The organism is Pseudomonas sp. Marseille-Q5299 (genome assembly GCF_943737035.1).
GTDB classification, from domain to species: domain Bacteria; phylum Pseudomonadota; class Gammaproteobacteria; order Pseudomonadales; family Pseudomonadaceae; genus Aquipseudomonas; species Aquipseudomonas putida_E.
Genome location: NZ_CALSFR010000013.1, coordinates 1 through 12,850, shown reverse-complemented (window position 1 = coordinate 12,850; position 12,850 = coordinate 1). Strand labels below are relative to the sequence as shown.

10 protein-coding genes are annotated in these 12,850 nt (G+C 55.2%); all 10 read right to left on the bottom strand.

Annotation, left to right across the window (positions count from 1 at the left end; genetic code table 11):
* Nucleotides 1–9: 9 nt before the first annotated feature.
* The 10 genes from tssE to NGJ21_RS24600 all read right to left on the bottom strand — a co-directional run bounded on the left by tssE (nucleotide 10) and on the right by NGJ21_RS24600 (nucleotide 12,797).
* A complete protein-coding gene (tssE, locus tag NGJ21_RS24645; RefSeq protein WP_174142220.1) occupies nucleotides 10–456 on the bottom strand; it encodes a type VI secretion system baseplate subunit TssE in 447 nt (148 codons plus the stop codon).
* A gap of 4 nt (nucleotides 457–460) precedes the next feature.
* Nucleotides 461–997: a type VI secretion system lipoprotein TssJ gene (gene tssJ / locus NGJ21_RS24640; protein ID WP_174142221.1), complete on the bottom strand. Its 537-nt coding sequence runs from the start codon at nucleotides 995–997 to the stop codon at nucleotides 461–463.
* Nucleotides 978–2,075 carry a type VI secretion system baseplate subunit TssG gene (gene tssG, locus NGJ21_RS24635; protein ID WP_174142222.1) on the bottom strand — a complete coding sequence of 366 codons (1,098 nt, stop codon included), beginning with the start codon at nucleotides 2,073–2,075 and terminating at the stop codon, nucleotides 978–980. Before tssG ends, tssJ begins: the two co-directional genes overlap by 20 nt.
* Complete coding sequence (gene tssF / locus NGJ21_RS24630; RefSeq protein ID WP_174142223.1) at nucleotides 2,039–3,808, bottom strand: type VI secretion system baseplate subunit TssF; 1,770 nt, start codon at nucleotides 3,806–3,808, stop codon at nucleotides 2,039–2,041. The genes tssG and tssF overlap by 37 nt, the downstream gene beginning before the upstream one ends.
* A 23-nt stretch (nucleotides 3,809–3,831) precedes the next feature.
* Nucleotides 3,832–5,418, bottom strand: a complete 1,587-nt coding sequence (gene tssA, locus NGJ21_RS24625) for a type VI secretion system protein TssA (protein WP_174142224.1) — start codon at nucleotides 5,416–5,418, stop codon at nucleotides 3,832–3,834.
* A complete protein-coding gene (locus NGJ21_RS24620) occupies nucleotides 5,415–8,738 on the bottom strand; it encodes an ImcF-related family protein (RefSeq protein ID WP_439130059.1) in 3,324 nt (1,107 codons plus the stop codon). Before NGJ21_RS24620 ends, tssA begins: the two co-directional genes overlap by 4 nt.
* A 19-nt stretch (nucleotides 8,739–8,757) precedes the next feature.
* Nucleotides 8,758–9,963 (bottom strand): KPHS_23130 family T6SS system protein, encoded by a 1,206-nt coding sequence (locus NGJ21_RS24615; protein WP_502943664.1) that lies wholly within the window; start codon nucleotides 9,961–9,963, stop codon nucleotides 8,758–8,760.
* A gap of 1 nt (nucleotide 9,964) precedes the next feature.
* Nucleotides 9,965–10,228: a PAAR domain-containing protein gene (locus NGJ21_RS24610; RefSeq protein WP_115274372.1), complete on the bottom strand. Its 264-nt coding sequence runs from the start codon at nucleotides 10,226–10,228 to the stop codon at nucleotides 9,965–9,967.
* 86 nt (nucleotides 10,229–10,314) lie between these two features.
* Nucleotides 10,315–11,331 (bottom strand): formylglycine-generating enzyme family protein, encoded by a 1,017-nt coding sequence (locus tag NGJ21_RS24605; RefSeq protein WP_196914337.1) that lies wholly within the window; start codon nucleotides 11,329–11,331, stop codon nucleotides 10,315–10,317.
* A 452-nt stretch (nucleotides 11,332–11,783) separates the two neighbouring features.
* Nucleotides 11,784–12,797 carry a formylglycine-generating enzyme family protein gene (locus tag NGJ21_RS24600; RefSeq protein WP_196914336.1) on the bottom strand — a complete coding sequence of 338 codons (1,014 nt, stop codon included), beginning with the start codon at nucleotides 12,795–12,797 and terminating at the stop codon, nucleotides 11,784–11,786.
* Nucleotides 12,798–12,850: the final 53 nt, after the last annotated feature.

The window sequence follows — 12,850 nt, the reverse complement described above, 5'->3', positions numbered from 1 at the left end:
GGCCCCCTGTCAGTTCCATTGCACGGGAAGGTAGCCTTCCTGCTTGAGGTGACGCACCACAACCCTGCCTTCGGCGCCGAGTGTGGTCCCAAAGGACGCCCTGCCGCCGCCCTTGATGACCACGTCAAGGGCATAGTCAAGATGGCCAGGGCGAGACTGAGGTATCAGCTGAACGCTCACCTGCGCCAGCCGGGGCTCATAGCGGCGCAACGTGCGGGCGATGTCGTTCATCAAGCCATGTGCTGAAGCCGGTAGCCCTTGCAGCACTGTGCCCATGTCCGGCAAGCCATAGTCGGGCAGATGCGAGAGTGATCCTGCACGGCTGTTGAGAATGCGCTGAATGTTGTCCAGCACCGAGAGGGTCAGCTGGTCATCTTCATTCACCTGGTCCAGCGCTAGCTCACCGCAAAAGTTCTGCAACAGGATTTCGTAAAGAGAAGGACTGGTCTCAGGCATGCAGTCAGCCCTCCGCACGATGTTGAAGCGTCAGTCGGTTATCGCCCAATTCCAGCACTCTGGCCTGATCCGGTTCGAGGTCGTCACGCTGCAAGACAACGCGCCACGTATTTTCGATAACGTCTGGACTTCGGAACAGCGCAACCACAGCAACATACCGAGCGTCGCCTTGTAGAGGTGTACTCAGCTGCGCCGCCTCGCCGGGCTTTATCACCACCACGCGCTCATCGAGCAGATCATCGCGAAGCACTCGCTCACCTTGACTTACCAGTTCGTCATAGGTGGCGTTCTCCAACGCCTTGCTGTCCTTCAACTGGTAGACCCGCACCAGCACCGGCACCGACAATCCGCTCATCTCTTCGACATCGGTATTTATCGCTGACCGGCCGTTGAGATCCAGATGCAGCGTCTTTACTTGCTTGTAGAAGATCGCTTGGGCAGTAGACGCCGTACCGTCTGCAACCTTTTGTGCAAAGCCACACCCACTCAGTACTGCAACAAGTGTCGATGCCGTGAAGCATTTAAAAACGGTACGCCACATGCTGTACCTCCTTCCTGCAAGGGTTCGGCTGCAGACCTTGATATCGGCCCAGGTTAATCGTGATCGTGTCGTCTTGAGCCGATGCGAGTACGCCCTCTGCCCGCTTCAATACAGCGGTCATGCCAAGCATCGACCGAGTGCGTCCTAGTACAGGAGCCGGCACCATCTCGCGTGGAATTGAGAGCTGTAGCAGCGCTGTGCAACGCCATCCCAGGTACACCTCAAGCAACACCCACAAATCGGCTATCAGCCGGCCACCAGGAAGCCACTCACGCGCTTCATCCTGGTCCTCGGTATACAGCCGCAGGCGCAGCTGGCTGTTCGCGTCGTGCCCGACAGCGCCCAACGGCATGCCCTGGCCCAAAGTCACCGGACGCTCTGGTGCAAGGCTGGCGGGCTGCTCAAGCACAACACTCTGCGGCCAATGCCCGGTCACGTGCGTATCCGTGTGTGGCGCCAGCAACTTCACCAACGCACCAATCCCCTCCACGTTGCGCGTGGGAAGACGCATGACGCTAAGCAGGGCCAGAAAACGTGACATCGGTGTGGCGATACGCTCTGCCGTACCGGGAATGCCCAACCCGATCAAGCCCAATAAACACTGTGAAGTGGCATCGCGCCCACCCGGTTCGAACGTTGCCGGGTAGGAGTACTTGCGCCAGATCCGATAGAACTGGGTGAATATTCGATGGTTGAAGATATCGAGGAAGTGCTCCACCGCCTCATGGCCTTCGCGTCGCAGGGCGATATCGTCCAGATAGGCCGTGGGCAAAGGAGAGTCGACGCCATACAAACCCAGCAGCCGGGTTCGCACGGTCAGCGGTCGGTGTGGAGCAGACTCGTCGATTTCAATGGCCTTCAACTCGCCTGCTGGAAATCCCATTCCAGGATCTGGCCGGAACCTGATTAGGTCATCGCCGGGATGTGCAGTGCTGCCCAACGGTGGTTGTTCAGCCAACACCTGCTCCAGCACCTGGCAGAAGCGGTAGACGTTAGCCGTCGACACCTGTTCAGCCAACACATGCACAATGCCCTCGGCCTTCAACCGGGAATACGCTGACTGTGATGTTCGCTCCATCGCAGGCACCTCCCCGTCGGCTGCAAAATCATCGTCAGTTGAGTGCACAAATGAATGTCCGCATACAGAGCGAAGAACCGGCTGAGCATTTCACCAAACAGGCAGATATCCCCCTCGCCTGAAAAGCCATTGCTATCGACCGTCACTTCGATATCCACACCTCGCAGCAAGAAGCCTTTCTCGAAGCGCTGGATCAGGTGATGCTTGACGTCGACAATGGCCTCCAGACGGCGGCGGTTGGTTTCGCTACCCGTCCACTCATACAAGGCCAACGTGCCACGCAGTACTTCTGCACTGTTGAGCATCGGTAGAAAATTCGACCCCAGGTGACTGAGTACCCGCCAGTGAAAACGGTCGCGATTCGGCGGGTAGTACGGTAGGGTCGGCGCGGTCAGGTTGCGCACTCGCAAGCCTGCCTGTGTGGACTGCGCCGCAGCGTCGAGCAACGTACTGCGCAATGCTTTTCGCGGCAGCTGGCCATTGGTACCGGTCAGGCGCAACGACAGGCTTTTGCGATTGAGCAATACATCTTTGTCAAAGCCCTCCCCGCCAAGAATCAGCCAAGTGTCATGAAGACCATTGGCGCCGCGTCTCAGGCGGGTATGAAAATAGCGCTCGGGGGCCTCATCGCGAAGCATCCCCCCTTTGTGACGAAAGCTGCTGAACGGCACGTAATCCTGACGAACGCTGTCTTTCGCTCCAGAAACCTTGTCTACCGAGTAGATCTCTGTATGACCGTCCTGCAAGCGCATTGGGCGAAGCAAGTATTCATTCTGCAACGGGTCCAAGATGAGTGGATCAGCCTCTAGTGCAAATAAGTTGATCACGGGGACCGCGTGCAAACGAATGTGCTCTTGCGTCGGCGTAAACGTATGCGACCAGTTCTCACTGAGTACTACTTCAAGTTCGAACCACGGCGCGTGCGCAGGCAGCACGAGCGATTCCAGGCCGCAGAGCGTCACGAACATGAACTTCTCGCGGAACGTAAAGTACTCCAGCAACAACTGATAACCGCTGAATGCGCTATCGCCTTTAGGCCAAAGGCGATCATCGTCCGCAAACCCCTTTGGCTTGAATTGCCCCGCAAATGCCTTGCGCTGCGCCTCGCCTGGCAAGCGCACATGCAGCGCCTGCACGTTCAATGTCAGCGCCTGGTGCAGTACACTGGCAAGCGCCGCGTCGCCATTCAGATACAAGGGGATATGCGCGAGGTCGAGTTGATCCCAGCTGGCCAGTGCTCCACGCGCGAAGCGTAGACGTAGAACTGCACGTCCATCGGGCTCATGGTCAAGTCGCACGGTTTCCAGATTGAGCGGTCGTAGCGTCAAATCCTGCGTGGTGGAGTAGCTGCAGCGGGTACGGTGCTGACCCACCGGTTGTGATAGCACCTGAAAGCCTCTTGCGACCGCCTCGCTGCCCTTCATCTGATTGACATCTGGCATAAGCTCGACGATGGCCAGCGATGGGATGGTACGCAGGTAATGCGGCCACAGCAGGCTGACCAGCCCCTCCGTCAGCTCAGGCAGGTCATCGTCCAATTTCTCACGCAGACGCCCCATCAAGAACGCAAAGCCTTCGAACAAGCGCTCCACATAGGGATCTTCAGCGCCGGGTTTATCCAGGTTGAGCTGCGCCGCCCGATCCGGGAAAGCTTGGGCAAACTCCTTACCTGCTTCCCGCAAGTAGCGCATTTCAGCGTCGAAGTAACGCAGGGTTAGGTTGTCCGTAGTCAAAACAGATTCCTGATCAAAGTGAATTAACTGCACAGGATTGCAGCGCGTACCGGGTCAATGGATACGAGTGCTGCCAACTGGTGTTCCATTTGCCGCGCCAACGCAGGCCGGTCAGCATCGTTGCGCTGGTTTTTCAAACGCAGCAGCTTGAGTAAACGCGCCTTGACCTCGAAGAGCAGGTCGGGCTCCCAGTCGGCAAATGTGTGGCGTTGCGCGGCAGCGTCCAGCTCAGTGAACAAATGAATGGCCAGCTCGGCCTTGCCGCACTGTTCGGCCACTCGCGCCATCAGCAAACGCAGTAACCAACGTTGCCGCCCGGTCTGCACGTCTGGACGGCTCGCCAGCCACGCCAGCGCGTGCTCCACGCCATCAGCATCCGCTTGCGCCAGTGCCTCGGGCTCCAAGGCGAATATTTCGCATGCAGCCGCCGACGATGCGGGGGCCGCTGTGGGCAGCCATTGTTCTGGGCGATTACCGCTGACCTGCTGGTTGATCCACTCACGCGTGGCTTCATCGGCGAATGGCGAGCCATCGCTCCAACACAGTAACTCCACGCCCGGCAGGCGTTGCAGCAGCATGCCCAGATCGTGTTTGACCACATCCGCCCAGCTCTTGGAGGGTTCAGCTGATTTGCTCAGGGCCTGATGGAGATACCATTGCAAATCCAACCAGAAGTGGTTGACGCCTTCGGCATACATTTGCTCGACCTGATCAATCAGCTCGTTCCAGCTTTGCTGCAAGTGCAAGCGCTTGAGCTGAGCGCGATACTCGCCGCGAGGCGGTGCCAGACGGGTAACCCCCTGCGCAGTTTGCGGCGGCAGTTGATGCACGGTGTCCCAACGCAAACTCTTCATCAGCCGATGCGCCGCCAACCACCCTTCTGGTTGATCACGTAGATAGCTGGCTAGCCCTCTACCACTGTCCAGCAGATCTCGGCCCGACTTTATGGGTGTTGGGCTCGGGCCTGCCGCCCTACTGTCTACGGGTGAATCACTGCCAGTCTGAGGGACGATTGCATCAACACCTCCCGACACAGCGAGTCGGGCAGTGAGGGCACCGTACAACGCGTCCAGTCCTGGCAGTTGGTCTTCAGGCCAATGGCTGAAGCAGTGCTCCAACCATACCAAAGCAGCCACCGTTCGCTCGGTTTCAGCCTTGACCACCTGTGGGTACAGCGACAAGCTTGCCAGGACCCTGCTGCCGGCAAGCCACTCCAAGGCCATCTTGCGGCTGTTGCCACGCACAGGCAGGATGCCGTCGGCATAACGTTCCATTAACGCTGCCAACAAGTTCAAGCCATCCGCCAAGCCTGCCTCTCCGTCCCGGTGCAAGCGTGCCCAGAGGTAGTAAGTGGCAACGCGAAGGTCTTTACACGAGTGCTGGAGCAGCTTCTGCCCCAGCTGCGCCACCAGCTCCACATCCGCCCCGGAAAGCTTGTTGACCTCCTCGCGCATATGCTGGAAGTCGTCGTCATAAACCGGATCCTCGCCTACGGGCGCGTCATCACGGATGGGGGTCAACCAGGTTTTCCAGCACTCGCTGTGCTCGCGCGCCACGGCCAGTGGCTCGCAACCGGGTAAACAGCTTTCGATCAGGCTTTTCAGACTCATTCGATGCCCCCATTCTGCGCGTACTGCGGTGTGTCACGGCCATCGACCAGAAAGATCTCTCGCGGCAAGCTGAACCCTCGCAATTTGAGCAGCGCAAGCGGGCCTTCCCGCAACTCGGTGCGCAAGTGCCAAGTGAGGCGCAAACCATCTGGCGCATCCAACACGACCCGGAAGCGGCTATCGCCGTCGTCCAACGCCGTGACATTGGCCTGCTCCAGCAGACGAATCAGTCCCCAGGTGCCCTGGTAGTCCGCAAAGAGACGTTCGCCGGTGTAGACACTGCTCCACGTAAGGCTGATGCCGGGGTGGTCACCCTGCCCGGGCCAGTGAAAGCGTTGCCAGCTTTCTCGCTGGTTGAAGTAATGGTGCTTTTCACCATTGAGCACGAACGTGGTCTGCACCACATCACGCACAGGTTTGCCTTGCAGCTCGAAGCTCAAGCCCATACCGCCATCGGTGTACAACACATCGGCCAGACGACTGAGCTGATTGATCGCTGTCAGAAAGTCCGGGTTGAAACGCAGCCCCTGGCTTTGCCGCGGGTCTGCCACCCAGCGGCTACCTTCTTTTCGTAGAAGCCCCGTGAGCTGCTGGGCCAGAAACTGTTCGATCCGCCCGGAGTCGGCGCGGATCATCTGCCCCAGCATGGGCAACGAGGCGCCACTGCTGGTGGCCGCGAAGGGATACCGGCCGCTGAAAGCACCCTGCCACTCGTCGACGATCGAGCGCTGCCACGCCCTGTTGAGGCCTGCCGACGACGGCTGCAGAATCTGTTGCCAGGCCTGATCCAGCGGCTGCACGAAGAGCGTATTGGCAGCCGCGCCCCAGTCGGCGCCCAGGCTGGCGGCGATCAGGTTGCCATAGGCCTGGGTATCGGTCAGGTCCACGCTTTTACCTTGGAATACCGTCTGCGCCAAGGCCTGGATCATTGCTTCAGGATCGGGCGCATTGACCACCTGCTGCAGCTTCAAGCGCACGCCGGTGACCCGCGTGAGGAAGGTTTGCAGGCTCAAACGGTCATCGCCCGATCGCCCTTCCGCCTCCTTTCCCAGCAACGCCATCAAGGGGCCAAAGGTGCTGTCGAGCGGGCCGTTTGGTGTTTGGGGAAGTTGATCGACTATCGGCGCTGCTTTTTGCCCCACCAACTTCTGTGCGGATTCAATCAGGGAATCGGCCAAGGCCTGGCCACGAACGCCTGCCTGGCCCTGGTAACTCAACGTGTTCATCAGGGCGATAAATGGCGACTGACGCACATCGCTCATCAGCGTCAACTGTGCAATCACATCGCTCAGGCCATGGCTCTGCTGCCAGCGCAGGCTGTTGAGGAAGCCCAGCCAGGCACTGCTGTAATCCTGGAAGTAGCGCGTGGTCAACCGCTCGCTGAGTTCGTCGGGGCTCAGCTCCTTGGCAATGTCGTTGGGGTTGTCGCTGAGCACCCAGTCGATCTCTTCGCGGCGCGCCTGCGCCGCCTCTTCAATGGCTGCACGTACCCGCCCTTCCCACGCTTGGCGGGTGAACACACCGGGGACCTGTTCAGCACTGGCGAACAAGGCGGTTGCATCGGTGTCGCCGACCATCTGCTGCAAGCCCAACGCCGGGTAGTGGTTCGCCGCGGTGTCGAGGACCTGCTGATACAGGCTGCTTTCGGCGTTTCGCTGGCCCAGTTCGCGCAGCAGCACGTGACGCGTTTGGGCGATCAACCTGGGGTCGGCCTTGATCGCCCAATCCGGGTGATCGGGCAGATGCTGGCCGTAGAACGTCCACAGTGCCGGTTCGGCAGCGCCCAAGGTCTCGGCCAAGAAAGCCGCATCGGCTTTTTCCGGGCGCGCCAGCATCAGATAGGCTTTGAGGTAGTTGTACGTCAGCTGGGCCCGCTTGGCGCGCTGGGGACTCGCCGGAGGTAAGTTGACCAACGCCTTGAGCCGTTTTTCCAGTTCAGAGACGGCGGGGTCACGGAGCAGTTGGTTATTGGCTTGCGTATAGAGCGGCCACACCGCTTCGCGCAGGTCGTGGGACCGGTTCAGGCCAAAACGCTGGTACCACGGTGCGCCGTGTTCTGATCGATAGTCCAGGCGGGAGAGTTCGCGTACAAGCTCGCCCAGTGCCTGTTGAGTGTCGGTGCCTGTTACAGGTTGCTGCAAAGCGCTGTACGCCGCCGCTATTTGAACGACCTCGGCACGGTTGCTGGCAAACGACAACAGCAAGCCGATGCCCCAGATGGAAGCCAGGCCAAGCGCAGAAACGTAGGCGACTCTGCCTGGGTGCCAACCCAGTCGTCGGGCTCGGGCAGAGCGATCGCTGAGGATCCCTGACCATGCAGGGTCTTCAGGCCAGTGATGATCCACGCGAAGGTTGTTCTGGAGTCGCAGCGGTAAGCTGAACCACACTCCACGCAACCAAACGTCGCGTCGCCGGAACAGCGCGGACAATGCAGCGCTCCATCCGGAGACACCCTCGGTCGCAACATCGCGTGACAACCGAAGCAAGAAATCATGATCAGAGTCTTTTTGAAGCTGCGATAGACCCTGCTCACGTAAGGGTTGTGCGAGCATGCCTAAGTGGTCGGCGAGCCGCACTGGCGTTAATGGTACCGGGAGCATGCAGCCTACCGCCCCGATTTCGCGCGCGTGCTGCGGCCACATACTGTCGCAGACCTGCCACACATGCAGCAGCAATTGGCAGCGAAGGGTTTTGGCCAGATTCTGCAAACGACGAACGCTATCGTTCATCGCGCTCACGTTATTGCTTTGGTCTTTGTTCAACACCCAGACCACCCCATTGAGCGCACGGCTGCGACATAGGCCGCGCCACTGCAAAAGCAACGCGTCTTGCGGTTCACCTTGGATGCTGCCGGCCCACAGCAGCACGGTGTTTTGCCCTTCCAGCCAACGCTGCTCGCTCAACCCAGGGGCAATCGCCTCGATCTGCTCAGACTCACCGACCACCAACAACAGTCGAATTTTGCGCCGCCAGAAGAAGCCGTAGCGTCCATTCAAATGCGCCCTCAACTCGGGTACGCCGAATGGATCCTCAGCATTAGAAACCACGTTACTGCCAGTCGAACGAGTCCAGTTGACTCCGAGCTTTTGTCCCATCAGAGCAATAAAATCTCTCGCGCCCAACATTCGGATAGCCAATTCGCCGACGCCATCGAGAAAGAGAAATATCAAACAGCCGATCAACAACACTGCTGACCATTGCAAGCGTGCAGTCTCACTCCTCACCTGCACTACGGGATTATCGACCCAGATCAATACCCCACCCGCAACGAGCAAACACAGGATCACTATCCAGACGCTGATTCTCTTCTTTTTCACGATCAATCCCTATTTCAAGATCTCATGCAGGCCGGACAATAAAAATTTGAGCAGAGGCATCCTGTAGCAGGACCACCTGAGGACCGTCTTCTGCCTTGGCACACTCACTAGCAACGATTAATGCGACATTACCTACTGCACATCCCGGCAAACCAAACGAATCATCCAATCGATGACACCTGGCCACGTTAAAAGGGAAACGTGCTGCATTCACAGCGATACTTGTCTCACGTAAAACGTCACCAGGCACCTGAGCCTGCCAACTGAAGTACGTTTCTTCTCCGGCACGCAGTTGCCCCCAAAGAAATGCATCGGTAACTGCATCCTTGATCGAGCGACCAGGGCATTCAAGTTGGACAGGACGATGAACCAGAGCGATCGAATCAATTTTTTGCGTGTTACACCACTGCGAAGAGCCCAACAACACAGCTGTCACGGCCTCAGCCTGTTCAGCAACGGGGTTTAGAAAAAGATTAATCTCGACGGACACTAACAATGGATGTCGTTCCGGCGCATCCAACCAAGCGTCCAGCCACATTATGCCATCATCGTCCATCGCAAAGACCACGCTATCAGTTAAACGGTGGTTGGTGGTAACTGCAGACCAAATGGACAGAAGCTCTTCATTGCAAAGTACTTTGTTATGCCTGATACGAACATCCACAGCAAGACTGCGCGCCCCCATCTCTAAATCAGACTCCAACCCACGTACAACTTGCTGTAAAAATCCACGTAAACGCTTAGCGTATTCGGACTTTGAGTGATTTTGTACCGGCGGTTTTAATTGGCTCAACCGCATTGTCAAGGCCTGTCCTTCCAGATAAATAGGTTGGAGAGGCTTACTACCCAAACGCAGGGCCTGAGCAAGTTTATTATTACCCGCCCCCGAACAATAGGACACGGCCAATACGGCAACCGTACGCTGGCCGCGCCGAATGAGTGACTGCTCCAACTCATCGCGACTCTCATTCCAACTCCCTATATAATCTCGATGTTTCTCGTACGCCAACAAACGCAGTGCGTAGAACACTAACCCGGTAATCAAACCCCCTAATAAAGCGCAGATCCAAAACCAAAATGATGTATGCCAACTGTCCACCCGCCAAAGCAGGACCATCAACCCGCCAACTACGAGCGAACAAAGCAAGATGACCACACCCCATCGCCAGTGCCGAGGTTGCCGGGGTAGCATTCGCCTCTCGGGTAATGAGCTCAGGTCAACTGCCATCTCACAGCCTACCTGCTTGAGGAAGCGACGTGATTAACTCACAACCACAGGAACAGCAATGACCGTCTAAAGCAATGGGCCGACCTTTAACTTTCGAACCTGTATCCCCCTCTGCTATTTCATTCACGCCGTGCCCAGGTATTGGACAAAAAACAGCATCACCTACGCAAGCGACATCAAGCTGCATAAATTTCAATCCACTGGTGCCGGCAAGTACCTTGCCTCCCGAAGACAGTTTGTCGCCAACACGAATAACTCCGCGCATATAATTAATCACCAAATAATAAAATCATCACCCGCCTTTCAGGCAGCCTACATTTAAATGCTCTCTCTGAAATATAGAACTCACTACTACTCAATCCGCTTGTAACTATTAACAACACATCTAGCCGTTTTATCTTCCAACACAATCAATTTATTTTCAGACCCATATCCATGTGGCTCGGCAGAGGTTCTATGCACATTTACGCCCCCTCCCCAGGTTGGATTAGCCCTTGCCTGACCACGCAAAACTTTTGTATCACGGCCAAAAAAGTCTTTAGTAATAGGCGTCTCAGGTCCCTGAGGGTCTACCTCAGGAGAGTACTGATAATAATTTTCATCATACCAATCCTTGACCCACTCCAGCCCATTATCTGACATTGCATAAAGGCCCAACGGATTGGGAGGAAACCCGTCTACCGGCAAGGGCGTAAAAACGCCCGTTCTCCACCCCATTTTTCTAGCAAACTCTTTACGATCTCGAGAAGTAGAAATGTTAATTCCTTTTGGCCCTCCGCCATCTTTAGTAAAATCATCATTTGTCTGCCTATAAGTACCGTCATCAGTGGCCACCATCAAGAACTTACCACGGCTGCGTGCCGCGTACTCCCACTGGGCCTCAGTGGGTAATGAGAAAGGAAGATCGGACACTTTAGCCAGCCAGTTGCAATAGCGGTCGGCCTCATACCAGTCCAAATGCGCTGGCAAACTAGGTAAAGAATGAATATTCTTCCAATCTTCCTGTTCATCCCCCTCCCCAAAAGAACGCAAATTAAGACCATTGCTTCTAAGATACATCTCACGCTCTTTATTTGAGATCTTAAATCTCGCAATAGAAAAGGCGCTCAACTTTACCTTATGTACTGGCCGACTGTCTTCATCACCATCATAAGGCAGTTGCTCCGCACCATACTGTAAGCCATAATCCCCCATCAAATATTCACCACCCTCAACAAACACCAAGTCCCTTTTTATTTCCTCGACAAAATTCTTCATCTCTATCGGAGTTACCCTGACCTCCTTATAATCGACGCCACTCGCCAACTGGTCACAGCCTGACAGACTAAAAAAAATCAAAAAAAATATAGGCGCCTTAAAAATCTTCACGACCACTCCAATTAGATTCCCTCAAAAAACATCCGCACCACAAGGACCAAACTTGCAACGTCGCGGACAATTCGGATCACGACCAAAATTTAGCTTATAATAAACCGTATCATTCATAGCGAGCGCATAACCAGAAGAACTAAACTCCTTCAACCGATCATAAATTATGGCCAGTTCGCCTCGCTCATATTTTATTTTATATAATCCTCTATCTCGATCCTTCCCTAACTTAAGAAAGTCTACCAAGCTTCGCTCATGCCGCTCGACGGCCTCCAACTCAAAGTAACCTTATACCCTTAGCTTCAGGTGTGTAGCGCAACAGATCCGTTTCTCGCTCTATAATGTTTTTAGCTAACAGATTCCTTCGCTTTGAAGCGTCAACATTCGTCTTCGCCTCATCAGCCGGCTCACGAACTTATTCAAATCCCCCTGAGGCACAGCCCTCATTACTGTTAAATTTGATCAGAACTATTAACAACACATCTAGCCGCTTTATCGTCCAATACAATCATGTCATGTTCAAATGCATAACCATGCGGATTCGCAGAGGTTCTGTGCACATTCACTCCTCCTCCCCAGCTTGGATTGGCATTTGCCTGACCACGTACAACTTTTGTATCCCGGCCAAAGTAGTCCTTGGTAACTGGTGTCTCCGGCCCCTGGGGGTCAATTTCAGGGGAGTACTGATAATAATTTTCGTCATACCAATCCTTAACCCACTCCAGCCCATTATCCGACATGGCATAAAGGCCCAACGGATTGGGAGGAAACCTGTCTACCGGCAAGGGCGTAAGCACGCCCGTTCTCCACCCCATTTTTCTAGCAAACTCCTTACGATCTCGAGAAGTAGAAATGTTAATTCCTTTTGGCCCTCCCCCATCTTTAGTAAAACCATCATTTGTCTGCCTATAAGTACCGTCATCAGTGGCCACCATCAAAAACTGACCGCGGCTGCGTGCCGCGTACTCCCACTGAGCCTCAGTGGGTAATGAGAAAGGAAGATTGGTCACTTTAGCCAGCCAGTTGCAATAGCGGTCGGCCTCATACCAGTCCATATGCGCTGGCAAATTAGGTAAAGAATGAATGTTCTTCCAATCCTCCTGTCTATCCCCCTCCTCAAAAGAACGCAAATCAAGACCATTGCTTTTAAGATACATCTCAAATTCTTTATTAGAGACCTTAAATCTTGCAATAGAAAAGGTGCTCAACTTGACCTTATGTACTGGCCGACTATCTCCATCACCATCATAAGACATTTGCTCCGCCCCATACTGCAAGCCATAATCCCCCATCAAATATTCACCACCCTCAACAAACACCAAATCCCTTTTTACTTCTTCGACAAAATGCTTCATTTCTATCGGAGTTATCCTGACCTCCTTATAACCAACACCACTCGCCAACTGGTCACAGCCTGACAGACTAAAAAAAATCAAAAAAAATATAGGCGCCTTAAAAATCTTCACGACCACTCCAATTAGATTCCCTCAAAAAACATCCGCACCACAAGGACCAAACT